Origin of the sequence: Gemmobacter nectariphilus DSM 15620 (genome assembly GCF_000429765.1) — a bacterium.
In the GTDB taxonomy this organism is placed as follows: Bacteria; Pseudomonadota; Alphaproteobacteria; order Rhodobacterales; family Rhodobacteraceae; genus Wagnerdoeblera; species Wagnerdoeblera nectariphila.
Genome location: NZ_AUCM01000005.1, coordinates 57,433 through 83,713, shown reverse-complemented (window position 1 = coordinate 83,713; position 26,281 = coordinate 57,433). Strand labels below are relative to the sequence as shown.

General features: G+C 66.9%; 27 protein-coding genes. 16 read left to right on the top strand and 11 right to left on the bottom strand.

What is annotated here, in order from left to right; translation table 11 throughout:
• Positions 1-21: 21 nt before the first annotated feature.
• Complete coding sequence (gene idi, locus G481_RS0105410; protein WP_035025300.1) at positions 22-555, bottom strand: isopentenyl-diphosphate Delta-isomerase; 534 nt, start codon at positions 553-555, stop codon at positions 22-24.
• Positions 556-669: 114 nt separating this feature from the next.
• Here idi and arfB point away from each other — a divergent pair, with 114 nt between their 5' ends.
• The 6 genes from arfB to G481_RS25375 all read left to right on the top strand — a co-directional run bounded on the left by arfB (position 670) and on the right by G481_RS25375 (position 5,820).
• A complete protein-coding gene (arfB, locus tag G481_RS0105405; RefSeq protein ID WP_028029115.1) occupies positions 670-1,095 on the top strand; it encodes an alternative ribosome rescue aminoacyl-tRNA hydrolase ArfB in 426 nt (141 codons plus the stop codon).
• Positions 1,092-2,366 (top strand): aspartate aminotransferase family protein, encoded by a 1,275-nt coding sequence (locus G481_RS0105400; RefSeq protein WP_028029114.1) that lies wholly within the window; start codon positions 1,092-1,094, stop codon positions 2,364-2,366. The genes arfB and G481_RS0105400 overlap by 4 nt, the downstream gene beginning before the upstream one ends.
• Positions 2,363-3,319 carry a phosphotransferase enzyme family protein gene (locus G481_RS22920; RefSeq protein ID WP_035025229.1) on the top strand — a complete coding sequence of 319 codons (957 nt, stop codon included), beginning with the start codon at positions 2,363-2,365 and terminating at the stop codon, positions 3,317-3,319. Before G481_RS0105400 ends, G481_RS22920 begins: the two co-directional genes overlap by 4 nt.
• The gene (locus G481_RS0105390) at positions 3,310-3,756 is read left to right on the top strand and encodes an NUDIX hydrolase (RefSeq protein ID WP_245594925.1); all 447 of its coding nucleotides are present in this window, start codon (positions 3,310-3,312) and stop codon (positions 3,754-3,756) included. The genes G481_RS22920 and G481_RS0105390 overlap by 10 nt, the downstream gene beginning before the upstream one ends.
• A 69-nt stretch (positions 3,757-3,825) precedes the next feature.
• Complete coding sequence (locus G481_RS0105385) at positions 3,826-5,340, top strand: inorganic phosphate transporter (RefSeq protein ID WP_084450653.1); 1,515 nt, start codon at positions 3,826-3,828, stop codon at positions 5,338-5,340.
• A 246-nt stretch (positions 5,341-5,586) separates the two neighbouring features.
• A complete protein-coding gene (locus tag G481_RS25375; protein ID WP_084450651.1) occupies positions 5,587-5,820 on the top strand; it encodes a VPEID-CTERM sorting domain-containing protein in 234 nt (77 codons plus the stop codon).
• A gap of 64 nt (positions 5,821-5,884) precedes the next feature.
• On the opposite strand, the gene xrtE is transcribed toward G481_RS25375, so the two are convergent.
• Both xrtE and G481_RS0105375 read right to left on the bottom strand, forming a co-directional pair.
• Positions 5,885-7,522: an exosortase E/protease, VPEID-CTERM system gene (xrtE, locus tag G481_RS0105380; protein ID WP_161630505.1), complete on the bottom strand. Its 1,638-nt coding sequence runs from the start codon at positions 7,520-7,522 to the stop codon at positions 5,885-5,887.
• Positions 7,523-7,645: 123 nt separating this feature from the next.
• Entirely contained in the window at positions 7,646-8,134 is a 489-nt protein-coding gene (locus G481_RS0105375; protein WP_028029110.1) for a lytic transglycosylase domain-containing protein, read from the bottom strand.
• 166 nt (positions 8,135-8,300) lie between these two features.
• Between G481_RS0105375 and G481_RS0105370 the strand changes: the two genes are divergently transcribed.
• From G481_RS0105370 to G481_RS0105355, 4 genes are read left to right on the top strand one after another with little or no spacing between them, the layout of a single operon-like run.
• Positions 8,301-9,248, top strand: coding sequence for an ABC transporter permease (locus G481_RS0105370; RefSeq protein WP_028029109.1), 948 nt, complete (start codon positions 8,301-8,303; stop codon positions 9,246-9,248).
• Positions 9,245-10,066: an ABC transporter permease gene (locus tag G481_RS0105365; RefSeq protein ID WP_028029108.1), complete on the top strand. Its 822-nt coding sequence runs from the start codon at positions 9,245-9,247 to the stop codon at positions 10,064-10,066. The genes G481_RS0105370 and G481_RS0105365 overlap by 4 nt, the downstream gene beginning before the upstream one ends.
• Positions 10,063-11,664, top strand: coding sequence for an ABC transporter ATP-binding protein (locus G481_RS0105360; RefSeq protein WP_035025225.1), 1,602 nt, complete (start codon positions 10,063-10,065; stop codon positions 11,662-11,664). The genes G481_RS0105365 and G481_RS0105360 overlap by 4 nt, the downstream gene beginning before the upstream one ends.
• A complete protein-coding gene (locus G481_RS0105355; RefSeq protein WP_028029106.1) occupies positions 11,648-13,087 on the top strand; it encodes an aldehyde dehydrogenase family protein in 1,440 nt (479 codons plus the stop codon). Before G481_RS0105360 ends, G481_RS0105355 begins: the two co-directional genes overlap by 17 nt.
• A gap of 241 nt (positions 13,088-13,328) precedes the next feature.
• Here the strand turns inward: G481_RS0105355 and rlmH are convergent, their stop codons facing one another.
• Complete coding sequence (gene rlmH / locus G481_RS0105350; protein WP_028029105.1) at positions 13,329-13,799, bottom strand: 23S rRNA (pseudouridine(1915)-N(3))-methyltransferase RlmH; 471 nt, start codon at positions 13,797-13,799, stop codon at positions 13,329-13,331.
• On the bottom strand, positions 13,799-14,128 hold the full coding sequence (gene rsfS, locus G481_RS0105345) for a ribosome silencing factor (RefSeq protein ID WP_028029104.1): 330 nt from the start codon (positions 14,126-14,128) through the stop codon (positions 13,799-13,801). Before rsfS ends, rlmH begins: the two co-directional genes overlap by 1 nt.
• A 474-nt stretch (positions 14,129-14,602) precedes the next feature.
• Between rsfS and leuC the strand changes: the two genes are divergently transcribed.
• The 6 genes from leuC to leuB all read left to right on the top strand — a co-directional run bounded on the left by leuC (position 14,603) and on the right by leuB (position 20,395).
• Entirely contained in the window at positions 14,603-16,021 is a 1,419-nt protein-coding gene (gene leuC / locus G481_RS0105340) for a 3-isopropylmalate dehydratase large subunit (RefSeq protein WP_028029103.1), read from the top strand.
• Positions 16,022-16,057: 36 nt separating this feature from the next.
• A complete protein-coding gene (locus G481_RS0105335; protein WP_028029102.1) occupies positions 16,058-16,573 on the top strand; it encodes an HdeD family acid-resistance protein in 516 nt (171 codons plus the stop codon).
• A gap of 10 nt (positions 16,574-16,583) precedes the next feature.
• Positions 16,584-17,189: a 3-isopropylmalate dehydratase small subunit gene (leuD, locus tag G481_RS0105330; RefSeq protein ID WP_028029101.1), complete on the top strand. Its 606-nt coding sequence runs from the start codon at positions 16,584-16,586 to the stop codon at positions 17,187-17,189.
• A gap of 249 nt (positions 17,190-17,438) precedes the next feature.
• Complete coding sequence (locus tag G481_RS0105320; protein ID WP_035025221.1) at positions 17,439-18,299, top strand: hypothetical protein; 861 nt, start codon at positions 17,439-17,441, stop codon at positions 18,297-18,299.
• A gap of 29 nt (positions 18,300-18,328) precedes the next feature.
• Positions 18,329-19,234: an endonuclease/exonuclease/phosphatase family protein gene (locus G481_RS0105315; RefSeq protein WP_051294319.1), complete on the top strand. Its 906-nt coding sequence runs from the start codon at positions 18,329-18,331 to the stop codon at positions 19,232-19,234.
• 54 nt (positions 19,235-19,288) lie between these two features.
• A complete protein-coding gene (leuB, locus tag G481_RS0105310) occupies positions 19,289-20,395 on the top strand; it encodes a 3-isopropylmalate dehydrogenase (protein WP_028029098.1) in 1,107 nt (368 codons plus the stop codon).
• A gap of 182 nt (positions 20,396-20,577) precedes the next feature.
• Here leuB and G481_RS0105305 read toward each other — a convergent pair whose 3' ends face one another.
• The 6 genes from G481_RS0105305 to G481_RS0105280 all read right to left on the bottom strand — a co-directional run bounded on the left by G481_RS0105305 (position 20,578) and on the right by G481_RS0105280 (position 26,268).
• On the bottom strand, positions 20,578-21,810 hold the full coding sequence (locus G481_RS0105305) for a DUF1501 domain-containing protein (RefSeq protein ID WP_051294318.1): 1,233 nt from the start codon (positions 21,808-21,810) through the stop codon (positions 20,578-20,580).
• Positions 21,811-21,820: 10 nt separating this feature from the next.
• On the bottom strand, positions 21,821-23,176 hold the full coding sequence (locus tag G481_RS22915) for a DUF1800 domain-containing protein (RefSeq protein ID WP_051294317.1): 1,356 nt from the start codon (positions 23,174-23,176) through the stop codon (positions 21,821-21,823).
• Between the two features lie 119 nt (positions 23,177-23,295).
• Complete coding sequence (locus G481_RS0105295; RefSeq protein ID WP_028029096.1) at positions 23,296-24,219, bottom strand: ornithine cyclodeaminase family protein; 924 nt, start codon at positions 24,217-24,219, stop codon at positions 23,296-23,298.
• Positions 24,216-24,836 (bottom strand): HAD-IA family hydrolase, encoded by a 621-nt coding sequence (locus G481_RS0105290; protein WP_028029095.1) that lies wholly within the window; start codon positions 24,834-24,836, stop codon positions 24,216-24,218. The genes G481_RS0105295 and G481_RS0105290 overlap by 4 nt, the downstream gene beginning before the upstream one ends.
• On the bottom strand, positions 24,833-25,774 hold the full coding sequence (locus G481_RS0105285) for a DMT family transporter (protein ID WP_028029094.1): 942 nt from the start codon (positions 25,772-25,774) through the stop codon (positions 24,833-24,835). The genes G481_RS0105290 and G481_RS0105285 overlap by 4 nt, the downstream gene beginning before the upstream one ends.
• 56 nt (positions 25,775-25,830) lie before the next feature.
• A complete protein-coding gene (locus tag G481_RS0105280) occupies positions 25,831-26,268 on the bottom strand; it encodes a YaiI/YqxD family protein (protein WP_028029093.1) in 438 nt (145 codons plus the stop codon).
• Between the last annotated feature and the right edge of the window lie 13 nt (positions 26,269-26,281).

Genomic DNA, 26,281 nt, shown 5'->3' with positions numbered 1-26,281 from the left:
GCGCCCCCTCGCGCCCCCGGCTCAGCCGGCAAGCCCGCCCAGGATCGTCCTGGCATGATCCGCCAGATAGATCCGCAGCCAGGGGGTGAAGCGGGCAGGATCGGCCGCGATGTCCGCCCGCAGGTCGGGCAGGGCGATCCAGCGGGTCTCGGCCACCTCGGCCGGGTCGGGGCGGATTGCCAGATCGGGCGCGGCGCAGGCGGTGAAGATCGCGGCGAGCTCATGCTCTACCAGCCCGTTGCCGACCTCGGCGCGGTATTCGACCGATCCCGCCGGGTGCAGCGTCAGGCCGGTGATCCCCAGTTCCTCGTGCAGGCGCCGGGCTGCGCAGTCCGCAGCCGCCTCGCCCACATGCGGATGGGTGCAGCAGGTGTTCGCCCATAGCCCCGGCGTGTGATACTTGCCCGGGGCCCGGCGCTGGATCAGCAACCGCCCCGCGCTGTCCAGCACAAAGACCGATACGGCCGGATGGCGCAATCCGCGGCGGTGGACCTCCAGCTTGTCCATCGCCACACTGGCGCCGTCGATCCAGGCGGGAATCAGCATGGTGCGCATCCTGATGTTGCTGCGGGGGCATTTGCCCCGCATATGGGCCATGCTGGCGCGCAAGGCCAGTGGTCCGCTGCGGATCGGACTTCACAGAATAACTGAACGTGTTATGTATTTGCCATGCTGCGCGTGAACGATCAAATCCAGATTGCCGACTGGGAACTGACCGAGACCTTCTCGCGCTCGCAGGGGCCGGGCGGGCAGAACGTCAACAAGGTGGAAACCGCGGTCGAGCTGCGGTTCGAGGCGGAACGCTCTCCCCATCTGGCCCCGCCGGTCAAGGCGCGGCTGAAACGGCTGGCGGGCCGGCGCTGGACACTGGATGGCGCCATCGTGATCCGGGCCGAGGAAACCCGCAGCCAGGCCCGCAACCGCGAGATGGCGCGCGAGCGGCTGGTCGAGCTGATCCGCGCGGCGCTGGTGGCCCCGAAACGGCGGATCGCCACGCGCCCCACGCTGTCCAGTCAGCGGCGGCGGGTGGCAGCAAAACAGGCGCGCGGCGCGCTCAAGACAAGCCGCGGCAAGGTAGAGGACAGCGACGAATGAGCGAAACCCTTGTGGACCGGCGCGCGCGGCTGATGGGGCCGAATGTGCCCACCTTTTACCGCCAGCCCGTGCATCTGGTGCGGGGCGAAGGCGTGTGGCTGTGGGATGCCGGCGGAAAGCGGTATCTGGATTGCTATAACAACGTGCCGCATGTCGGGCATTGCCACCCCAAGGTGGTCCGGGCGATCTGCGATCAGGCCGCAACCCTGAACACCCATACCCGCTATCTGCACGATCTGGTGCTGGACTATATCGAGCGGCTGGGCGCGACCTTCAATCATGGCACGACGCAGGCGATCATGACCTGCACGGGGTCCGAGGCGAATGACATCGCGCTGCGCATGGCGCAGGCCGTCACCGGCAAGACCGGGATCATCGCCACCGACAACACCTATCATGGCAATACCGCGCTGGTCTCGCAGCTGTCGACCCGCAAGCCGCCGATCGGGGGCTATGCGCGCAACATCCGCCTGGTGCCCGCGCCCGACAGTCTGCGCCCCGTGGGCGGCACGGTGGAAGGTCAGGCCGAGGCCTTTGCCGCCAATGTGCGGCAGGCCATCGCCGAACTGGAGGCCGAGGGTTTCGGCTTTTCCGCCATGCTGCTGTGCCCGCTGTTCGCCAACGAAGGCCTGCCCGATCTGGCGCCGGGGTTCCTGGACCCGACCATGGCGGCGGTGCGCGCCGCGGGCGGGCTGATGATCGCCGACGAGGTGCAGCCGGGCTTTGGCCGTTCGGGCAGCCATTTCTGGGGCCATGACCGGCTGGGCTTTGCCCCCGACGTGGTGACGATGGGCAAGCCCATGGGCAATGGCCATCCGGTCGCCGCCGTCTTTGCCCGCCCCGATGTGATGGCGGCCTTCCGCGATGCGTTCGGCTATTTCAACACCTTTGGCGGCAATCCGGTTTCGGCCGCGGCGGCCATGGCGGTGCTGGACGTGATCGAGGGCGAAGGGCTGCAAGCCAATGCGCGCGACGTCGGGGCCTATGTCGTCGAACGGCTGTCGGCGCTGACCCATCCGCGCATTGCGCAGGTGCGCGGGATCGGGCTGTTCTTCGGGGTGGAATTCCTGCTGGACGATGGCGAACCCGCAACGACCTTTGTGGCCGACCTGATCGAGGGGATGGTCGCACGCGGCGTTCTGCTGAACAACATCGGCAAGTTCCGCAACACGCTGAAGATGCGCCCGCCCATGCCGTTCAGCCGCGAAAACGCCGATCTGCTGGTCGATACGCTGGCCGAGGTTCTGGCCGAAACCCCGGTGCGCCGATGAGCGCCGAGGCCGCCGAGGCCGCAGCCCACTGGGGCGGTGCCAGCCGCCTGCGCCTGATCAACGACCGCGAGAATGCGGTCTATGAGGCGTGGTTCCCCTTTGGCCGCGCCGCCTTGCGGCTGCACCGCACCGGCTATCAGACCGAGGCCGCGATCCGGTCAGAGCTGTGGTGGTGCGCCGCCATGGCCGATGCCGGCGCCCCCGTCCCGCGCGCGTTGCCCGCGCAGGATGGTCAGATGCTCAAGGCGCTGTCCAGCGGGCGAATGGCCTCGGTCATCGCCTGGATCGACGGGCCGGGCTTTGGCGAGGCGGGCGTTCCCCTGACAGGCAGCCGCGATGAACAGGTGGCGCGGTTTCGGGCCGTCGGCGATCTGGTCGCGCGTTTTCACGATGCGACCGATGCGCTGACGCTGCCCGACTGGTTCACCCGGCCGCGGTGGGACATCGACGGGCTGACCGGCGATCAGCCGTTCTGGGGCCGGTTCTGGGATCACCCCGCCCTGACGGCCGAGGAAGCCGGGGTTCTGTTGCAGGCCCGTGCCCATGTGCGGGCAGTCTTGCAGGCCCATCAGGCGAAGGGTGGTGATTTCGGCCTCATTCATGCCGATGTTTTGCGCGAAAACGTCCTGATGGCGCCGGATGAACCGAAGTTGATCGACTTTGACGATGCAGGCTGGGGATTTCGTGCCTACGATCTGGGGACCATGATGTCACAGACCCTGTATGAACCGCACCTGCCGCACCTGGCCGCCGCCCTGGCCGAAGGTTACGTCGCCCGCCGCCCGCTGGATCATGGCCTGATCCCGGTGGCCACCCTTGCGCGCTGCTGTGCCAGCGTCGGCTGGGCCGCGCCGCGCCTTGCGCCCGATCATCCCGTGCACCGGCGCCATATCGACCGCGCCGTCACGCTTGCCCGGTCCGTGATGGACGGGGGGGCGGACTGGTGGCATTGATCGACGCCATCCGCGGGCTGCTGGCGCGGCCCAGTGCCGCCTTGCAGGTGGCCATGCTGTGCACCCGCCAGGGACCGGACGGCCCCGAGGTGCTGCTGGTCAAAAGCCTTGATTCCGGGCGCTGGATCCTGCCCAAGGGCTGGCCGATGCCGGGCCGCTCGCTGGCCGAGGCCGCCGCGCAGGAGGCCTGGGAAGAGGCGGGCGCCCGCGGCCGTGTCGCGCCCGATGAAATCGCGCGCATTCCCGCGAACAAGCGGCTGAAATCGGGGCTGGATGTGCCTTGCGAGCTGGTGGTGTTCCGCATGGATGACGTCACGCTGGCCGATGACTACCCCGAGGCGGCCAAGCGCAAGCGCCGCATGTTGCCCGCCGACAAGGCCGCCGCCCGGGCCGATATCGAGGAACTGGGCGAGCTGATCCGGAACGTCTTTTCCTGACGCCTGGGCCTTTTTCATTGCCGCGAAGGGCCAAACCGGCTAGGGCACCGGCGCTGATGTAACGGTTACATGACAGGGCCCGCCATGGACACCCCGCCGCCGACCAACGCGCCGACCAACGCGCCGATCAACCGCTGGAAGACGCTCGACAAGGATCTCGGGCGGATCGGCACGCTGGAACTGGCGACCCAGTATGTTGCGCGGCCGCTGGTCGCGCCGGGCGTGGCGCTGGCCTTTGTGGCCGTTGTCGCCATCGCTGCGGCCGTGTTCACCGGCGGCTCGCCCGACCGGCTGGCGGTGATCGCGGCGGCGGTGTTCGGGGCCTATATGGCGCTGAACATCGGGGCGAACGATGTGGCCAACAACATGGGCCCGGCGGTGGGCGCCAATGCGCTGACCATGGGCGGGGCGCTGCTGATTGCGGCGATCTGCGAAACGGCAGGCGCGCTGATCGCCGGGGGCGATGTGGTCTCGACCATCTCGGGGGGGATCATCGCGCCCGATGCGCTGGGCAATGGGCAGGTCTTTGTCTGGGCGATGATGGCGGCGCTGCTGGCCTCGGCGCTGTGGCTGAACCTGGCGACCTGGCTTGGCGCGCCGGTTTCGACCACGCATTCGATCGTTGGCGGCGTGATGGGCGCGGGGATCGTCGCGGCAGGCTTCATGGCGGTGAACTGGCCCAACCTTGCCAAGATCGCGGCCAGCTGGGTGATCTCGCCCGTGATGGGCGGGGTGATCGCGGCGGGCTTCCTGGCCTTCATCAAGCCCCGCATGATCTATGCCGAGGACAAGATCGCCGCCGCGCGCCGCTGGGTGCCGTTGCTGGTCGGGCTGATGGCGGGGGCGTTCACCGCCTATCTGGCGCTCAAGGGCCTGTCCAAGATCATGAAGATCGGGCCGGGCACGGCGGTGCTGATCGGGCTTGCGGTTGGCGTGGCGGTCTGGGCTGCCGCGGTGCCGGTGGTGCGCCGCCAGTCCGCCGGGCTGGAGAACCGCAAGAAGTCGCTGAAAAAGCTGTTCGGCCTGCCGCTGGTGGTGTCGGCCGCGCTGCTGTCCTTTGCGCATGGCGCGAACGATGTGGCCAATGCCGTCGGCCCGCTGGCCGCGATCGTTCATGCGCTGGGGGATGGGCAGGTTGCCGGCAAGGTGTCGATCCCGCTGTGGGTGATGCTGATCGGCGCGGCGGGCATTTCGTTCGGTCTGATGCTGTTCGGCCCCCGGCTGATCCGGCTGGTGGGCACCGAGATCACCAAGCTCAACCCGGTGCGGGCCTTTTGCGTCGCGCTGTCTGCGGCGATCACGGTCATCGTGGCCAGCTGGCTGGGGCTGCCGGTGTCGTCCACCCATATCGCCGTGGGCGCGATCTTTGGCGTCGGCTTTTACCGCGAATGGCATTCCGAACGGCGGGCGCGCCAGCTGGGCTTGCTCAAGGGCAAACCCGTCGCCCCCGAGGAACGCACCCGCCGCAAGCTGGTGCGCCGCTCGCATGTGCTGACCATGGTTGCGGCCTGGGTCGTCACGGTTCCGGCCACCGCCTTGCTGGCCGCGCTGCTGTTCGTGGTGCTGCGCGCGGTTGCGCTCTGATCCGGCAAGGCGGGCGAATCACAAGGCCCCGCCGCAAGGGGCCTGCCGCAGAATCGGGCGCTGCGCCAAAATGGCGGTCAGCCGTTCAGGTTCGATCTGGAAACAATGCCCGGCACATTTCCTGATTGATGCCCCTGCCGGTTGTCAATCAGGGCCAGATTGTGGCCAATCGGATTTTTCTCTTGTTTTCATGGGTCCGATTGTGGCTTTTCAAAGACAAGAGAACGGAATTTGAGGAGCTTCGGCATGAATTCTCTGAAGTCTGCATTTGCTGCTGCGATGGCTCTGGCCCTGTCGTCTGCGCCTGCGATGGCCCAGTCGCTGTGGTGGTGGTGGCCGTGGGGTGGTTCGGGTGGTTCGACCACGCCGACCCAGCCCGCCAGCGTACCCGAAATCGATGGTTCGACCGCGCTTCTGGCTGTCGCCGCAATTGCAGCGGCGCTTGCCTTTGCGTGGGAACGCAACCGTCGTCGCGCCTGAGCGTCAGCGCATGACCCTGGGGGCGCTGCGGGTATTGCCCGCAGCGCCCTTTTTCATGGGCCGATCAGATCAGCGCCCAGTCGCCATGAACAAGCGCAACGCCGGCCACCACTGCATTGGCCGCGACATGGGCCCAGACCGCATCGGACAGCCGCCCGCGCCATAGCGCCAGCAGCCCGAAGACCAGCCCTGCCAGCGCCGCATCCCACCAGCGCCCGTGCAGCAGCCCGAAAAGCGCGCTGGACACCAGCAGCGCCGCCACCCGCCAGCCGATGCCGCCCCGGTCCAGCCGGGTTAGGATATAGCCGCGAAACAGCAGCTCCTCGATCAGTGGGACCAGGGCAACGGTGCCGATCACCCGGCAGATGATCCAGATCGTCAGCGCGGTGCTGCCCAGCCCGGTCAGCAACTGCGACAGGACAAAGGCCTCCATGTTGTCGGCGGGAGCGGCCAGCACCCAGAACACCCCGACCGCAAGCCCCGCCACAATCGCAGCGGCCGACGGGCGCCATTCGCGCGTGCGGTAGGCCGGCCAGAAGGCGGCCAGCACCACCGCCATCACCACGGCCTTCAGCGGATAGCCAAGTTCGGGGTGAAAGAAGAACGCGGCCGCCATGGTCGAGACCAGCATGAAGGCGACGAAGGGCAGGATGCGTGCGGCGTCCCAATCCTGCCGCAGGGGCGGGGCAGGGGGGCGGTCAGCCGGGCTGCGGTGCAGCCAGGGCGTTGCGTGGACGAACCACATCAACCCAAGGGCCAGCAGCGTAAAGAACAGCCAGCCCGCATAGGAATGGAACCCGTTCACCGCCAGCTGCGGCGAGACCAGATCGCCGATCACGATCAGCACCGCGATGCGCAGCACGTTCAGCGCCCAGCTGAGCAGCAGCCCCAGCGGCAGCACCACCAGCCAGTAATGCGGCACCCGGATCTGCTGGCGGAACAGGGCACCATACAGCAGGGTAAAGCCGGTCACCAGGGCCAGCCCTTCGATCCCCGAACATTGCTGGGCGATGTGGACGTAGAAATCCCCGACCCCGATGATATAGCCCGCCGCGTCCTCATAGACCGGGGCACCGATGGTGCGCAGCAGCCCTGCGATGGCGTGAAAGGTCACCGAGGTCAGTTGCGGCCAGTGCCACCACAGCGGCAAGATCAGGTCGGTCAGATCGGGCAGGATCAGCGCGCAGGCCAGCGCCGCGATGGCCAGCCGCGCATCGGCCCCGGCGGCCCGGCGCCAGACCTCTGGCGGGGCCAGCCACAGGATGCCGCCAAGCGCCGCCGCCAGCGCACCGGCGCCCCAGAAGGGGGCCAGCGTGCCGAACTGGGGGGCCATGTCCTCGCCAGCGGCCAGGAACAGCGGCACCAGCAGCAGCGCGACCCCGCCAAAGTGCAGCGCCGTCCATTGCCCTGGCGAGGGGTGCCGTGCCGCCATCCGTGCAAAGCGCGAGGCAAGGCCGGGCCGTGCCCACAGCAGCAAGGCCCCGACCGCAAAGACCGACAAGGCCCGCGCCACCAGGCTGCGCAGCCCGCGGCACAGCGTTTCGGCATCGGTGGCCTGGCATTCGATGCGGGCAAGGAACTGATAGGCCAGCGCCAGCAGCACCAGTTCGACAATGAACAGCGCGACCAGCAGAAGTGCCCGGCGCACGCCCCGCGCGAGTGTCGGCCGGGGCCGTTCCCTGTCCAATCCGGTATCCGTCATCATGCCTTCCCGTTCAACGAGACCCATGATGACGCAAAACCCGGCAAGAGCGTGAGCAGAATGCGGCCCTGAGGGGGCGTTCGCCTGCAAGGTGTGACGGAAATCGCTCGGCGCCGCCCGCCGTCAGTTGCGCAGGCCCGTCTCGCGCAACATGCCCCGGCGCTTGGCCTCATAGTAATAGCCGTTGGAATACCACTGGATCGCGCGGTCCGGGTTGCCATCGGCCACCAGCCAGGCGCCGCGCAGGTATTTGACGCCGTATTTCAGGTTCGTTTCGGCATCCAGCAGGCCCGAGGGCGCACCGCGATACCCCATGGTCTGCGCGGTCTGCGGCAGCATCTGCATCAGCCCGTAATAGGGACCGTTGCGCGCGCCGGGGTTGTAGCGGCTTTCGCGTTGCACGACCCGATGCACCAGCGAGGCCGGCACCTGATGTTCGCGCGCGTATTTGTCGATCAGCTGGCGCAGTTCCGGCGAGGGGGCGTGCGATCCCGAACTCGACATGCCCAGCGTGCTCTGCGAGCCATCGCGGCGTTGCACCGGGCTGCATCCGGCCAGCATCAGCGCCACCAGGCCGGCCGTCACGATCATCCGTCCTGTGATGCGCGCCATGGGTGGCTCCTGCCAAAAAGGTTTCAGGGCCAAGGGATAGCCGACCCCCGGCCTTGCGCAAGCCCCTTCGGTCCGGCAAGGGCCCTGGGGCGGCGGCGTTCCGCCGATCTGCTCTGGACCCCGCCCCGCCTCGCCGTTAGCGTGCGCCACGACAAAGGACGACGGAATGCTGCGCTACGCCTTATCACGCCTTGTATCCCTTGCGCTCAGCCTTCTGGTGGCGAGCGTGGTCATCTTTGCGGTCATCGAGGTGATTCCCGGTGACCCGGCCAGCTACATGCTGGGCATGAACGCCTCGCCCGATACCGTCGCCGCGCTGCGCGAGCAGCTGGGGCTGAACGGGTCGGTGCTGGTGCGCTATGTCTCGTGGCTGGGCGGGCTTTTGCAGGGGGATTTCGGCACGTCCTATACCTATCGCGTGCCGGTGGCCGAACTGGTGGCGGCGCGGGTGCAGGTATCGTTGCCGCTGACGCTGTATGCGCTGGTGCTGTCGACGGTGATCGCGATTCCCGTCGGGCTGATCGCCGCCGCGCGGCAGGGCAAGCCGACCGATCTGGGGGTGATGGCCACCACGCAGCTGGGCGTTGCGGTGCCGAACTTCTGGTTCGCCATGATCCTGGTGCTGATCTTTGCGGTCAAGCTGCGCTGGTTCCCGTCAGGCGGGTTTCCCGGCTGGGACAAGGGGATATGGGTCAACTTCCGCGCCCTGACGCTGCCGGCCTTTGCGCTGGCGCTGCCGCAGGCGTCGATCCTGGCGCGGGTCATGCGGTCCTCGGTGCTGGAGACGCTCAGCCAGGACTATATCCGCACCGCCCGCGCCAAGGGGCTGAACCGCGCGCAGGCCGTGCTGCGCCATGCCTTTCGCAACGCGCTGATCCCGGTGCTGACCATCCTTGGCCTGCAATTCAGCTTTCTGCTGGCTGGTGCGATCATCATTGAAAACGTGTTCTTCCTGCCCGGTCTGGGGCGGCTGATCTTTCAGGGCATCACCCAGCGCGATCTGATCGTGGTTGAATCTGTCGTCATGCTGCTGGTCGGTGCCGTGATCCTTGTGAATTTCCTTGTCGATCTGGCCTATGCGCTGGTCGACCCCCGCCTGCGGAGCCGCGCATGAAGGGCCGCCTTATGCTGGTTGTCGGCGCCGTCCTCGCCGGTGTCTTTGCCATCGCCGCGCTGGTGTCGCTGGTCTGGGTGCCGGTGCCGGTGGAACAGTTGGCCGTGGCCTCCAAGCTCAAGCCCATCGGCACGCCGGGCTTTCCCCTAGGCACCGACCATTTCGGGCGCGACATCCTGTCGATGCTGATGGTGGGGGCGCGCACCTCGATTGCGGTGGCGATCCTTGCGGTGGGCATCGGCATGGGTTTTGGGGTGCCGCTTGGCCTGTTGGCGGCCGCAAAGCGCGGCTCGCTGGTGGACGAGGTGGTGATGCGCGGCAACGATCTGGTGTTCGCCTTCCCCTCGCTGGTCATTGCCATCCTGATCACGGCTGTCTTTGGCCCCTCGGCCACCAATGCGATCATTGCGATCGGCATCTTCAACATCCCGGTCTTTGCCCGCGTCACCCGTGGCGGCGCGCTGAGCCTGTGGACGCTGGATTACATCCGCGCGGCTGAAGTCGCAGGCAAGGGGCGGGCGCGGATCAGTTTTGAACATATCCTGCCCAATATCGCCAACCTGCTGATCGTCCAGGGCACCATCCAGTTCAGCCTTGGCATTCTGGCCGAGGCCGGGCTGTCCTATGTCGGCCTTGGCGCGCAGCCGCCCATCCCGTCCTGGGGCCGGATGCTGGCCGAGGCGCAGACCATGATCGCCATGGCCCCGCACATGGCCATTCTGCCCGGCCTTGCCATCGTGCTGACGGTGCTGGGCCTGAACCTGATGGGCGATGGCCTGCGCGATCTTCTGGACCCCCGCCTGAGGCGTGCTCGATGACCCTGCTTTCCGTTCAGAACCTCAAACTCGCGATCCACGGGACCGAAATCCTGCATGGCGTCTCGTTCGACATGGCGCGGGGCGAGGTGTTCGGCCTGGTCGGCGAAAGCGGCTCGGGCAAGTCGCTGACCGCGTTTTCCGCCATGCAACTGCTGCCGAACGGGGCGAAAACCTCGGGGCGGATCGTGCTGGATGGCACCGACCTGCTGGCGCAGACCGAACCCCAGATGTGCGGGATCCGGGGCCGCGACATCGGGATGATCTTTCAAGAACCGATGACCGCGCTGAACCCGGTGCAGACCATCGGCGATCAGGTGGCCGAGGCGCTGGTGATCCACGGTGCCGCGACCCGCGCCGATGCGCTGAAGGTCGCGCGCGAAAAGCTGGACCGCGTGGGTCTGACCGCGGACCGCTTTCCCCTGGCGCGCTTTCCGCATGAACTGTCGGGCGGTCAGCGCCAGCGGGTCTGCATCGCCATGGCCATCGCCTTGCGTCCCAAGCTGCTGGTGGCCGACGAGCCGACGACCGCCCTCGATGTGACGACCCAGGCGCAGATCCTTGACTTGCTCAAGGGGCTGGTGGCCGAGGAAGGCATGGGGCTGATGCTGATCACCCATGACCTGGCCGTGGTCGCGGGTATTGCCGACCATGTCGCGGTGATGCAGCATGGCCGCATCGTCGAACAGGGCCCGACCGAGGCGCTGTTCCGCGCCCGCACGCATGACTATACGCGCCGGCTGTTCGCCGCATCGGCCCATCATCCGGTGCGCACGGCCGAGGTGACCGAAACCCCGCTGCTGCAGGTGCAGGACGTGCGCCGCAGCTATGCCTTGCCGCGCAAGTCGCTGACCGGCCCCGCGCCCCGGCTCGAGGCGGTCAAGGGCGTGTCCTTCACCTTGCGGCAAGGGGAATCGCTGGGACTGGTGGGGGAATCGGGCTGTGGCAAATCCACGCTGACCCGCGCGATCCTTGGGTTGGAGGAAACCCAAGGCGGCACCATCCGGCTGGACGGCGCCGAGATTGGCGCAGGTGGCATGACCCCCGCCCTGCGCGCCAAGATGCAGGTGGTGTTTCAAGACCCCTATGGCAGCTTCAACCCGCGCTGGAAGGTGGGGCGGCTGGTGGCCGAACCCTTCCATCTGGTGCCGACCCCGCAGGCCGAACAGCACGACCGCGTGGCACAGGCGCTGAGCGAAGTGGGCCTGAAACCGGCTGACGCCCAGAAATACATCCACGAATTTTCCGGCGGCCAGCGCCAGCGCATCGCCATTGCCCGCGCGCTGATCGTGCGCCCCCGGCTGATCGTGCTGGACGAGGCGGTCTCGGCGCTGGATGTGCGGGTGCGCGCCCAGATCCTTGATCTGCTGGCCGATCTGCAGGCCAGCCATGGCCTCTCATATCTGTTCATCAGCCACGATCTGCATGTCGTGCGGGCAATCACCGACCGCGTGATGGTGATGCAGTCAGGCCAGATTGTCGAACAGGGCCAGACGGAAACCGTCTTCAGCGCGCCTCAGCACCCGTATACCCGCCAACTGATCGCGGCGACGCCCGTGATCCCGTCCGAATGGATGCAAGACAATGACACTCTGGTTTGACAGCCGCGAAATCCTGATCAACGGTCAATGGCGCCGCACCGCCGATACGCTGGGCCTTGAAGACCCCTCGACCGGCGAGACCTGGGGCGAAATCCCGCGCGGCCTCGCCACCGACATCGACGAGGCGGTCGCCGCCGCCGAGGCCGCCTTGCACGGCGAATGGGGCCGGATGCCTGCGTTCGAACGTGGCCGCCTGCTGGCAAGGATCGGCCAGATGATCTTGGCCCGCGCCGACGATCTGGCGCAGATCGAGGCCCGCGATGTCGGCAAGCCGCTGAAACAGGCCAAGGCCGACGCCATCGCGATGGCGCGCTACATGGAATTCTATGCCGGCGCCTGCGACAAGTTCCATGGCGAGACCATCCCCTTCCTCGATGGCTACACCGTCTATACCCTGCGCGAGCCGCATGGCGTGACCGGCCACATCATCCCCTGGAACTACCCGATGCAGATCCTTGGCCGCTCGGTCGGGGCTGCACTCGCCATGGGCAATGCGGCGGTGCTGAAGCCGGCCGAAGAGGCGTGCCTCACCGCGCTGGCCTTTGGCCGCATCGCGGAAGAAGCCGGGATGCCGAAGGGTGCCCTGAACATCGTCCCCGGTCTGGGCGAAGAGGCGGGGGCGGCGCTGTCCTCGCATCCGGGCATCCATCATATCAGCTTCACCGGCTCGGTCGGGGTCGGCCAGCTGATCCAGTCGGCGGCGGCGCGCAACGTGGTGCCAGTCACGCTGGAGCTGGGCGGCAAGTCGCCGCAACTGGTGTTCGAAGATGCCGATCTCGACAAGGCGCTGCCGTTCCTCGTGAACGCCGGGATCCAGAACGCAGGGCAGACCTGCTCCGCCTCCTCGCGCATCCTGGTCCACCGCTCGAAATATGCCGAAGTGGTGGAACGCATGGCCGCGCGTTATGCTGCGCTCAAGGTGGGACCCGCGCTGGCGGATCTGGACGTGGGCCCGGTGATCTCGGCCCGGCAAAAGGAACTGATCGAGGGGATGCTGGCCCTGTCAGGCGATCTGACCATCGCCGCGCGCGGCCAGATCGTGGCGGATGCCCCCAAGGGCGGGTTCTATGTGGCGCCGACCCTGATGGCCGACGTGCCGGGCACGCACCGCCTGGCACAGGACGAAATCTTCGGGCCCGCGCAGGTGGTCATCTCGTTCGACGATGATGACCACGCGGTGGCCATCGCCAACGGCACGCAATACGGTCTGGTCGCCGGCGTCTGGACTGAAAACGGCGGCCGCCAGATGCGTATGGCAAAACGGCTGCGCGCGGGGCAGGTGTTCTTGAACAACTACGGCGCCGCAGGTGGGGTCGAACTGCCCTTCGGCGGGGTCGGCAAGTCGGGCCATGGCCGCGAAAAGGGCTTTGAGGCGCTTTACGGCTTCTCGGTGCTCAAGACGGTCGCGGCGCATCACGGTTAAGCGCGCCGCCTTTGGCTGGCGTCGGTAGTGGGTATTTGGAAAAAGGCAAAGAGGCGCGCGCAGATCTTGTGACCACCCGTCAGCAAGGTGCTCCGCCTGCCATCTTTGCCTTTTGATAAATACCCCTGCCGGAGGCATCCTGCAGGGCCGCTGGCCTGACGCTGGTTCGTCGTGGGGCAGTGCCGCTTTCCGCAGCCGCGCCGCCGAGCGGGGGCACGATGCCCCCCGAGGCGGCTTCCGCTCAGCTGCGGTGATAGGGACCGCCGGCAAGGATCGTGCTGGCCCGATATAGCTGTTCGGCCAGCATCACGCGCACCAGCATATGCGGCCAAACCATCTTGCCAAAGCTGATCGCATGGCCGGCCTGCGCGCGAAGGCTGCGGTCGATCCCGTCGGCGCCGCCGATCACGAAGGCCAGATCCTGATGCCCGTTGTCACGCCAGCGCGCCAGAAGGGCGGCGAACTCGGGGCTGGTATGTTCGCTGCCGCGCTCGTCCATCACCACCATCAGGGCGCCCTGCGGCACGGCGCGCGCCAGTAGCGGCGCTTCGGCGGCCATGCCGCCATTGCGCTTGTCCTCGACTTCGTGGATCTGGGCCGGGCCAAGCGCCAGGGGGCGCCCGGTGCGGGCAAAACGGTCGAGATAGTCGGACACCAGATCCTGCTCGGGGCCCGGACGCATCCGGCCCACGGCGCAGATATGGACGCGCATCAGCCTTGCGGGCCGCGAACCGCCCCGGCCGGCAGCCACATCTTTTCAAGCTGGTAGAATTCGCGCACTTCGGGGCGGAAGACGTGGACGATCACGTCGCCCGAATCGATCAGCACCCAGTCCGCGGTTTCCTTGCCTTCCATCTTGGCGATGATGCCGAAGCGTTCCTTCAGCCGTTCCGACAGCTTTTCGGCGATCGCCGCGACTTGGCGGCTGGACCGGCCCGAGCAGATCACCATGTAATCGGCCACGTCAGAGCGCCCGCGCAGGTCGATCTGCACGATATCTTCGGCCTTGTCGTCATCGACCGAGGCGAGAACGGCATCCAGAACGTCTTCAGAGGAATAGTCGGCAGGCGCGGCGCGCCCGGACCGGGGGCCGACCGGCAAGCCGGTGGCAGGATCGGAATGAGACAGGGGTTCACCCTCCCAGCAGCGTGCCGCATGGCCCCGGCACCGGGCATAGGATCAATCTAGCATCGGGGCGGGCACGACTCAACAAGCGCGCTCCGGCCGGATGAAGGCTGGCGCATACAGGATCGGACGGGCGCAGGCAACACTGGCAGGTGCGAAAGCTGCGCCCTGCGGCCTGCCGAGGCAATTGCATTTCATTCGCGGGCGGCGTATCTGAAAGGCATGCAAGGGTTTGTCTACTTCGACATCACGGATCACGCGCGCCTGCCGCAGCGTTTCGCCCGCGAAAACCGGGCGGTCCTCGCACGACTCTGAGAGTTGACAGCCGTCAACTTTCCGGCGCCCCGGCGCCTTTTGCCGATTTCACAGCCATATCCGAGAGATGAGCCAATGACCGCTCCGCGTACGCTCTATGACAAGATCTGGGACGACCATGTCGTCGATACCGCCGAAGACGGCACCTGCCTGCTGTATATCGACCGCCATCTGGTCCATGAAGTGACCAGCCCGCAGGCCTTCGAGGGGCTGCGCATGGCGGGCCGCAAGGTGCGGGCACCGGAAAAGACCATCGCTGTGCCGGACCACAACGTGCCGACCACCGAAGGCCGCGACAAGCACATCGACAACGAGGAATCGCGCATTCAGGTCGATGCGCTGGACAAGAACGCCCGCGATTTCGGGATCAACTATTATCCGGTGTCGGATGTGCGTCAGGGCATCGTGCATATCGTCGGCCCGGAGCAGGGCTGGACCCTGCCGGGCATGACCGTGGTCTGCGGCGATTCGCATACCGCGACGCATGGCGCCTTTGGCTCGCTGGCGCATGGGATCGGCACCTCCGAGGTGGAGCATGTGCTGGCCACCCAGACGCTGATCCAGAAGAAGTCCAAGAACATGAAGGTCGAGATCACGGGCAAGCTGCCGCCCTATGTCACGGCCAAGGACATCACCCTGTCGGTCATCGGCGCCACCGGCACCGCAGGCGGCACCGGCTATGTCATCGAATATTGCGGCGAGGCGATCCGCGATCTGTCGATGGAAGGCCGCATGACCGTGTGCAACATGGCCATCGAGGGCGGCGCCCGCGCCGGGCTGATCGCGCCGGATGAAAAGACCTTTGCCTATGTCAAGGGCCGCCCCCATGCGCCCAAGGGCGAGGCCTGGGATGCCGCCGTTGCCTATTGGAAGACGCTGTTCAGCGATGAAGGCGCGCATTACGACAAGGTGATCACGATCCGGGCCGAGGATATCGCCCCCGTCGTCACCTGGGGCACCAGCCCCGAGGATGTGCTACCGATCACCGCGACCGTCCCCTCGGCCGACAGCTTCACCGGCGGCAAGGTCGGCGCGGCGCAGCGCAGTCTGGACTACATGGGTCTGACGCCGGGCCAGAAGCTGACCGACGTCAAGATCGACGCCGTGTTCATCGGCTCTTGCACCAACGGCCGGATCGAGGATCTGCGCGCCGCAGCCGCCGTGCTCAAGGGCCGCAAGCTGGCGTCGGGCGTGCGCGGCATGGTCGTGCCGGGTTCGGGCCTCGTGCGGGCGCAGGCGGAACAGGAAGGTCTGGCGCAGATCTTCATGGACGCGGGCTTTGAATGGCGTCTGGCCGGTTGCTCGATGTGTCTGGGCATGAACCCTGACCAGCTGGCACCGGGCGAGCGGTGCGCGGCGACCAGCAACCGCAACTTCGAAGGCCGCATGGGCCGGGGCGGGCGCACGCATCTGATGTCGCCGGTGATGGCGGCTGCGGCGGCCGTGACCGGGCGGCTGACGGATGTGCGCGAACTGATGGCGGAAACCGTGTAAGCTGGCGCCGATCCCTGCAAACAAGGAGTGGCGGGCATGAAAGGTTCTACGGTCAGTCTGGTCGCGGGTGTGCTGGCCCTGTTGGGCGGCATGATCGCGCTGGTGTTCCCGCTTCCTGCCTCGCTGGCGGTGACTGTCTTTGTCGGCGCCAGCTTCCTTGTCAGCGGGGCCTTTGGCCTGTTTGGCGCGTTTTCCGACAGCAGCCTGCCGCAGCGCGGCTGGATCGCGCTGTTCGCGGCCCTGCAACTGGTGCTGGGCGTCTGGATTCTGGCCAATCCGCTGGCCGGGCTGATCTCGCTGACGCTGATGGCCGGGGCGCTGTTCCTGATCTCGGGCGTCGGGCGGATCGTGCTGGGCTGGCGGATGCAGGGCACCGGGGCCTTCTGGCTCTTGGTGCTGACCGGCCTGTTGTCGCTGGGCCTTGGCCTCTATGCGCTGTTCTTCCCGCTGGCCTCCAGCCCGGTTCTGCTGGGCACCTTGCTTGCGGTCGAGCTGATCTCCGTGGGCGCGGCGCTGATTGCGCTGGGTCTTACCCTCAAGAAACTCCACTAGGCTTATCCCAATGGACAAATTCACCACTCTGACCGGCATCGCGGCCCCCATGCCGCTGGTCAATATCGACACCGACATGATCATCCCCAAGCAGTTCCTCAAGACGATCAAGAGGACCGGGCTGGGCGTGAACCTGTTCGACGAGATGCGCTATACGCAGGACGGCAAGGAAATCCCGGATTTCGTGCTGAACCAGCCGGCCTGGCGCAACGCGCAGATCATCGTGGCGGGCGACAACTTCGGCTGTGGCTCGTCGCGCGAACATGCGCCCTGGGCGCTTCTGGATTTCGGCATCCGCGCGGTCATCTCGACCAGCTTTGCCGACATCTTCTACAACAACTGCTTCAAGAACGGCATCCTGCCGATCGTCCTGCCGCAAGAGGCGGTCGATGTGCTGATGGAAGACGCCAAGCGCGGCGCCAACGCCCGCATGACGGTGGATCTGGAAAGCCAGACCGTCACCGCGTCGGACGGGCAGGCGTTCCACTTCGACATCGACCCGTTCAAGAAGCACTGCCTGCTGAACGGGCTGGATGACATTGGCCTCAGCCTTGAAAAGGTCTCGGCCATCGACGCCTTCGAGGCCAAGGCGGGCAAGGCGCGTCCCTGGGTCTGATCCAGCCTGCATCTGCTTTGTCGCGGGCCGCCCCTGCCGGGCGGCCCGCGCAGTTTTTCAAGTTGATGCAGTTTGGCGACAAATTTTCCGATTTTCGCCGCATTGACCTGCTCTGATGGTCAAGTGCTTGCGAGGCTGGGGAAAATGGGGCAAAACTTGGGCAAGATTGAGGCAATCCGCCACAAAGTGCGGGAACGGGCAACGAAACGAAGAGCGGGCCGCCGAAAAGCCCGCCGCCATGAGGACGGTTTGAGCACGGTTTTCCGACTGGCCGGCGCCATCGTGCGCGCGGTTCTTGTCATGCTGATGGTGGCGACGCCGTCATTGCTGCTGCCCGATGTGGCCATCGACACCAAGCAGATGGTGGCGCTGATCGCGCTGTTCTTCGGGGCCCTGACGCTGGTCGAATACGCCGCAAGCTACCCCAGCCTGATCGAGTTCCGCCACGCGCCCCCCTTCAACCGCATCCGCTTTCTGTCGATTTTCCTGACGGTGCTGGTTCTGTCGCTGATTGCCCGCGGCCAGACCGAACCCACCCAGTTCACCCAGCTGCTGGAAATCCTGGGCGGCATGATCGGCAATGCCATCGACTTCCCGCTCAGCCCGGTCCGGCTGGTGCTGCTCACCGTCTCGCAAGAGGCGGGCCTTGAACATGTGGCCCTGGTGCGCACCGCGGCCGGGATGAGCTATCTGGTCTCGCTGACCATGCTGACGATCTTTGTGCTGTATCTGCGCACCGGCAACTGGCCGGCGCGGGGGACCAGCTTCAACGTCTGGGTGAACCTGCCGACCTTTGACCCCACGGCGGGCGGCGATGTGATCTACCGGCTAGAGCGGGACGCCCGCATTAACGTCGCATTAGGGTTCTTGCTGCCATTCTTGGTCCCGGCGGTCGTCAAGGCCGCCACCAGCGGAATCGCCCCGATCACGCTGGCCAACCCGCAAGTGCTGATCTGGACGATGGCCACATGGTCCTTCCTTCCTGCAAGCCTGTTCATGCGCGGCATCGCCATGGGCCGGGTGGCGGACATGATCCGCGACCAGCGCCGCGCCGCCGCCGCCGAGGCCGAGGCCGAGGCCGAGGGCAAGGCAGCCTTGGCCCACGCCTGATCCTGTGGGTTGCGGCCCTGTTCTGGGTCGTGGCCGCCTCGGCCGGTGATCTGCGCCTGGCAACCTGGAATGCAGATCTGTCGCGTGACGGGCCGGGGCTGTTGCTGCGCGACATCCTCTCGGCCAAGGATCCCGAGGTTGAGGCCGTCGTTCAGGGCCTGCTGAAGATCCGCCCCGATATCGTGCTGCTGACCCGGTTCGATCACGATCTGGACGGTGTTGCCCTGGGCGCCCTCGCTGATCGTCTGGCCGCAGGGGGCCTCGACTATCCCCATCGCCTTGCGCCCGCGCAGAACCGCGGCCTGCCCTCGGGCCTCGATCTGGATGGCAACGGCCGGCTGGGCAATCCTGATGATGCGCAGGGCTATGGCCGCTTTTCGGGCGATGGTGCCATGGCGATCCTGTCGCGCCTGCCGCTGACGATGGAACGGGACTTCTCGGGGTTTCTGTGGGCCGATCTGCCGGATGCGCGGCTGGCGCATGTGCCCAAGGCGGCGCTTGCTGTGCATCGCCTGTCCTCTTCGGCGCATTGGCAGGTTCGGGTCGCAGGCCTGACCTTGCTGGCCTGGGCCGCCACCCCACCGCTGTTCGGCGCGCGCAACCCCGATCGCAACCACGATGAGGCGGCGTTCTGGCTGCATCTTCTGAACGGCCAGTTGCCGATGCCGCCGCCCTCGCCGCCCTTCGTGCTGATCGGTCTGCCCAATATCGGCCCGTCTCAGGGTGATCCGGCGGCGCTGCGGGCGCTGGCCGCGCATCCTGCGCTGCAACCGCCCGTGCATGGCGCCTCGGCCGTGCTCAAGACCGGGCCTGCCGCGCTCAGCCTGATCCAGCCATCGGCAGGGCTTCAGGTCCGGGCCAGCGGCCTTTATCCCGACACCGCCGCGCATCGGATGGTGTGGCTCGACCTGGCGCTTGACCCAGCGCCACCTTGACCCTTCCCCGCCCATTCGCTACGCCCACTGCGACCCCCTTTCAGGAGAAATGCCGTGGCAAACCCTTCGCTCCTCATCCTCGCCGGTGACGGCATCGGCCCCGAAGTGATGGCCGAGGTGAAGAAGATCATCGCCTGGATGGGCGACAAGCGGGGCATCCGCTTTGACGTGTCCGAGGATCTGGTCGGCGGCTGCGCCTATGACAAGCATGGGACGCCCCTGCATGACGACACGATGGCCAAGGCGCAGGCGGTCGATGCGGTGCTGCTGGGCGCCGTGGGCGGCCCGAAATACGACAACCTCGATTTCAGCGTGAAGCCCGAGCGCGGCCTTCTGCGTCTGCGCAAGGAAATGGATCTGTATTCCAACCTGCGCCCGGCCCAGTGCTTTGACGCGCTGGCCGATTTCTCGTCGCTGAAAAAGGACGTGGTCGCGGGTCTCGACATCATGATCGTGCGCGAACTGACCTCGGGCGTCTATTTCGGCGAGCCGCGCGGCATCTTCACCGAAGGCAACGAGCGTGTGGGCATCAACACCCAGCGCTATACGGAATCGGAAATCGCCCGCGTTGCCCGTTCGGCCTTTGAACTGGCCCGCAAGCGCGGCAACAAGGTCTGCTCGATGGAGAAGGCCAACGTCATGGAATCGGGCATCCTGTGGCGCCAGGTCGTGCAGGAAATCCACGACAAGGAATACCCGGACGTTGAACTCTCGCACATGTATGCCGATGCCGGCGCCATGCAGCTGACCCGCTGGCCCAAGCAGTTCGATGTGATCGTCACCGACAACCTGTTCGGCGATCTGCTGTCGGATCTGGCGGCCATGCTGACCGGCTCGCTGGGGATGCTGCCCTCGGCCTCGCTGGGCGCCCCGATGGCCAATGGCCGTCCCAAGGCGCTCTACGAGCCGGTGCACGGCTCGGCCCCCGATATCGCGGGGCAGGGCAAGGCGAACCCGATCGCCTGCATCCTGTCGTTCGCCATGGCGCTGCGCTACAGCTTCGACATGGGCGCCGAGGCGGATCGCGTTGAAAAGGCGGTTGAAAAGGTGCTGGCCGATGGCGTGCGCACGGCCGATCTGATGGGCCCAGCGGGCGGCACCCCGGTGTCGACCAGCCAGATGGGCGATGCTGTCGTCGCCGCGCTGGACGCCAGCCTCTGACAGACCAAAGGGGGCGCCTGCGCCCCCTTTTTCACGCCATGCGGGGCGGCGGCCGCATCAGCCCAGGACAGCACAGGTCCAGGCCCCATGCCATGATCCTCATGGCGCCGCGCCCCCATTTCGCCTTGATCCAAATATCCCGGGGTCCGGGGCAGGGCCCCGGTCCGGCGGTGACACCAGGCTCAGACGATGCCGGGGTTCGCGCCCATGTCCAGCCCGGGAAACACGCTGGTCTGCAGCCTGCCCTTGTCCGTTCCCATCAGCCCATGGATGACCCAGGCGGCAACCGCGCGCACATCGCCGGTGGGCATCAGGTCGCGCCCGGCATAAAGGTCGCTGTCCGCAAGGCCGGGCCAGCGGCCCAGCACCTTGCCGCCCCGGATCGCGCCGCCTGCGGTGATCATCGCACCGCCCGTGCCATGGTCGGTGCCCTTGGTGCCGTTCTGCCGCACCGTGCGGCCAAATTCCGTCATCGCGATGAAGGCAGTCTTTTGCCAGACCGGCCCCAGCCCTGCCTGCAAGCCCAGCATCAGCTGTTCCAGCCGCGCCAGAGGCCGGCGGATGCCTTGTTCCTGCCCGGCATGGGTATCCCAGCCCGCCAGCGACAAGGCGACGATCCGGGTATCCTCGCGCAGGCGCGCGGCCGCGAATTCGGCAAAGGCGGCCACTTCGGCATTGGCGCGCCCGGCGTCGGGCATCATCACCTTCTGCGGCGCCATCATGGCCTCGTCATCCTCGGCGGGGGTCGGCGGGTCCGCGTCGGTCAGCATGTCGGTCAGCTCCAGCGCCGTTTCGGCGGCCGCATGGAACGGCAGATCGGATTCGTAAAGTTGCGCCAGCAGCCGCCGCCCCTGCGGGCTGACCCGCATTTCGGTATCGGGCGCCCAGCTTTGCATGGGGCTCTTGCCGCTCAGGATCGGCAGCGCCTCGCGTCCGACGGCAAAGGCGGTTTCCGCCCGCGCCCCCGGAATGTCCGCAAGCAGGCGGTTCAGCCAGCCTTCGCGGCGAAATTCAGGGGGGCTGTCCATCGCCGTCCCGGCCTCGAGCATGTCCTGCCCGTCGAAATGGCTGCGCTGGTCGCGGTATGGGGTCGAGACAGCCTGAACGAAGCCAAGCTCGCCCGCCTTCCACAGCGGCATCAGCCCGGCAAGGCCAGGATGCAGTTGCCAGTAATCGTCCAGCGCCGGCCCTTCGTCCTGGCCAAGGTCCGGGCGCAGGCTGCGAAAGGCGCGATCGCCGGCCGGGCGGATCACGTCCAGCCCGTCCAGCGCCCCGCGCAAGATCACCACCACCAGCCGGTGATCGAAAGGCGCCGAGGCAAAGGTTGCATGGGTCATCAGCGGAAAGGCCGCCGCCGAACACCCCAGCGCCAGCCCGCCCCGCAGAAAACCGCGCCGATCCAGATGTTGCGTCATCGTCGCCTCCTTAACGGCGGTTGAACCGGGGCGAGGCCAGCACCAGCCCGACCCCCTCGGCTCCGGTCTCCGACCGGGCGACCAGCCGCAGCAGATCGTCATCGGCCATGTCGGCCAGCGCCATATCCACAAAGTTGCGCGCATCGGGCAGGGTCTTGCGCAGCCGGCGCGGCATCTGGATGCCCCAGTCGATCCGGGTCGCCAGCGCCTGCGGCGTGATCCAGCGGCTGAAATCCTCTTCCCAGCCATCGGGGCCGTTCGGCTCTTGCCAGGTCTGCCCCATCGCCGCCATCGGGTTAAGCGCGATGCGCCGCAGCGTGGCATCGTTCCAGCCGGTGATCTGCTGGCCGCCCACGTCCAGCGCCCGCAGCGCGGCCACGATGAAGTCAAAGGGCTGGCGGGCCTTTTCCAGCGCCGGCCGATTGGCGGCGGGATGCTCGCTCAGCGCGGTCGAGACGGCCAGCAGATCGCCCCCGGTCTTCAGCCAGATCGCCGCCAGATCCTCGATCAGCGCCCGGTCGGGGGTGTCCGAGACGAAATGGACCGCAAGTTTCCAGCTGATGTGCCGGGCGGTGGCCGGATGCACGGCCAGATCGTCGAGCAGCTGGTAGATATCCTCGATCCGCGCCTTGCGGGCCCCGCCATAGCTCTTGCCCAGCACGGTCTCGGCGCCCGGCTCGGCGCGCTTGTCCAGATAGACCGTGCCCTTTTCCACATTCACGGACAGGCCGGTCAGCAGCAGGGCCGCTTGCCGCACGTCGGTCTGGGTATAACCGCCGTCTACCCCCAGCGTGTGCAATTCCAGCAGTTCGCGGGCGAGATTTTCGTTCAACCCCCGGCCGACGCGCTGCCCGAAGACCGAGTCAGGGCCGACCGACGACGACTGGTTCAGATAGGTCAGCATCGCCGGATGGGTGATCGCCGCGCGCAGCAGCGTTGCAAAGCGCCCGGTGATATTCGGGCGGATGACGTCGTCGGCAAAGGCGGTCGTCATCGGAAGCTGCGAGGCGCCCCGCGCGATCACGGTGAAATGGTCCGCCCAGAACCGGACCAGCCGCTCACGGTAGCTGTCATCCGAATCGACGGCGCGCGCCAGTTCCAGACGCGCATTGACCAGCGCCTGCCGCTTGCCTTCCATGAAGGAAACCCGCTTGATCTTGCGCCTGATCTCGGGATTGGCCGCGTCCCGGTCGGCCTGCCGGTCCTTGGCCATCTTCATCAGAACCTGTTCCGTGCTTTGGCCGGGCCAGACCTTGAGCATCCTGTCGCGCTTGCCCAGCAGGGCGGCGGGGGCATGATCGGGCAGCCTGCCCGCCCTCGGGCCATATCCGAACCTGTGCGCGGCAAGCCCCTTGGGCGTGGTCATGTCACTCTCCCGAACCGTTCGTCCAGCAGCCTAGCATGGCTGCAGCGCAGCATGGCAGCCACACAATCGTGTGCGGGGCGCGTTCGCCCGACCATCGGCGCAATTCCGCGTGAGGCGCCCTAGCCCTGCGCCGCGCGCCAGCGATCCAGTGCGAAGCGGCTGGTCATCAGGTCCAGATGCGCGCCGCCACCGTTCTTGGAAATGGTGATCTCGTCCTCGGACCGGCGTTCCCAGGCACCCGAGCCGATGTCGTAGTAATCGCCCTGGATCGCCGCTTCGGTCAGTGCCCCGGAGGCCAGCGGGGCCATGATCTCGCCGATGTGGTGGATCGTGGTCGCGCGGCTGTCGACATAGACACGGGCGCGCGCGATGGCGGTATCGTCCACCTCGCGCATGTCGGGGCGGTAGGCGCCGATCAGGTCCAGATGCTGGCCGGGGCGCAGCCAGTCGCCCTTGATGACCGGCTGGCTGCTCATGGTGCAGGTCACGATCACATCTGCCGCGCCGACCGCCGTTTCCAGATCGCCTGCCACGGCAAGGCCGGGCACTTCGGCCGCCATCCGTGCGGCCCCTTCAGGCGAGCGGTTCCAGACCGTGAAGCGTGCATCCGGGAAGGCGGCGGAATAGGCCTCGACCATCGAGCGGCCGACCGTGCCCGCCCCCACGATCAGAAAGTTGCGCGCATCGGGCCGGGCCAGCAGGCGGGCGGCCAGGAGGCTGTCGCCGGCAGTCTTCCACTTGGTCACCAGGTGGAAATCGACCAGCGCCTCCAAAAGCCCCGTGGTGTCGTCGAACAGGTTCACCACCCCGTTCACCATCGGCAGACCCCGCCCCGGATTGCCCGGCGTCACGGTCGCGACCTTGACCGCTGATCCCATCCCGTCGATCCAGGCCGCGCGGTCCAGCAGCGTATCCTTGCCGCGATACAGGAACAGGTCGGCGATCTCGGCCTTTGGCAGCAGGTGCGCGGCCTTGAACGCCTCGGTCAGACCGATCCAGTCCATATGGGCCTCGGCCTCGCGCGGCACGAAAATCGGGGTCATGGCAGGGTCTCCTCGGTCAGCAATCCATGCGTCAACAGCGCCTTTTCCAGCCCATCGGGGCCATCAAAGACATGGGTATGCCAGCCGCGCGCGGCAGCGGCATCGCAATTTTCGGGGCGATCGTCGGTAAAGAACAGCCTTTGCGGCGCATAGCCGGTGCCCAGCTCCAGCGCGGCATAGATCGCCGGATCGGGTTTGAGCAGCCGCAATTCGGCCGAAACGAACATGCGGTCGAATTCGTTCAGGAAATCGAACCGCGCCTTGGCGATCTTCAGCGTCTCGTTGCCGAAATTGGTCAGCGCCAGCACCGGCACCCCGGCCCGTTTCAAGGCCCGCATCATGGCGACCGACCGGGGGATCGGCCCTGTCACCAGATCCAGCCAGCGGTCATGCCAAAGCATGATCGCATCGGCCCAGTGCGGATAGCGGGCGGCCATCTCGGCCACGGGCCCCAAAAAACCCTCGCCCGCGTCGATGCGCAGGTTCATCCCGTGCAGATCGACCTCGGCGAACAGGCGCGCCCGCGCCTTGGGGCCGATCACGCGGTCATAGAACCCTTCGGGATCCCAGCCGATCAGCACCCGGCCAATGTCGAACACCATCACATCGGGTTTCACCGCATCCGTCCCCTGACCGCCTCGCGCCACAGGGTGTATAGACCGGCCCCCACGATCAGCACCATGCCCAGCAGGCCTTGCGGATCGGGGAAGGTGCCAAAGACCACGACGCCCCACAGGATCGCCATGGGAATCGCCGCATATTCAAAGGGCGCCACGACCGCTGCCTCCAGCGTGCGATAGGCCTGGGCAATCATCAGGCTGCCGACCGCAACCGCAAGGCCGGTTGCCAGGAACGCGGGCCAGTCCTGCATCGGCGGCCAGACCCAGGCGCGCAGCAGAAAGGCCAGCGAGGCATCGCCCGACCCGGCCATGTGCCCGTCCCCCGCCCAAAGCCCCATGGCGCTGGATGTCACCAGGAACCCGACCTGAATGTAAAAGCTCAGGGCAATCGCGCTTTCCGTCTCGCGCATGCCGCGCGCCAGAAGCTGGCTCAGCGCATAACAGGCGGCAGAGATCAGGATCAGGATTGCCGCAGGCTGGATCGCGCCTTGCCCGGGCCGCATCATCACGAAGGTGCCGATCAGCCCGGCCGCCACGGCCGCCCAGCGATGGGGCCCCACCTTTTCCTTCAGCATGACGATGGACAGCAAGGTAATGAACACCGGCGCGACAAAGGCCATGGCCACCGCATCGGCCAGCGGCAGCGCCGCCAGCCCCAGGAAATAGCTGGCATTCGAGGTAACCACGATCACCACTCGCAGCAGATGCGTGCGCGGCCGGCGGGTGCGCAGCTGGCGCCAGTTGCCACCCGTGGCCGCGATCAGCAGGACCAGGAAAATCAACCCGATCACCGCGCGCACCAGCACCACCTGATGCAGCGGATAGGCGCCCGACAGGAACTTGATCGCGACATCGTTGACAGAAAACACCACGCTGCCGCCCAAGGCCAGCAAGATGCCGCTAAGGGGCACGGCCCCGACAGGAACGACGCTCATGCCCTTCACCCGCATTGCGGCCGCACCTTTGCGGCGCGCCGACGATGCCACGGCTTTCAGTCGCGCACCAGACGTTCCAGCACATCCAGAAACCGCGATCGGTCAGCGGCGGAAAATGCCTTGCCTCCGCCTTGCCGGAACGGGTCGGCCGCGCGCAGATCGGCCATCAGATCGCGCATCGCCAACGCCTCGCCAATGTTGCGCTCGGTCAACAGGCTGCCATCGGGCCGGATCGCCCGCGCCCCGGCGGCAACCACTTTCGCGGCCAGCGGCATGTCGCTGGTCACCACCACATCGCCCGGGGCCACACTGTCGGCGATCCGCTTGTCCGCCTCGTCAGGGCCCGCGGCGACATAGACCATCTCGACCAGCGGATTGGCACTTGGCCGGATCCCGCCGTTCGACACCATCACCACGCGGCGCCGGTGCCGCGTGGCAACCCGCTCCACCTCGGCCTTGACCGGGCAGGCATCGGCATCAACCCAGATCGTCATCCCGCGCCCCCCG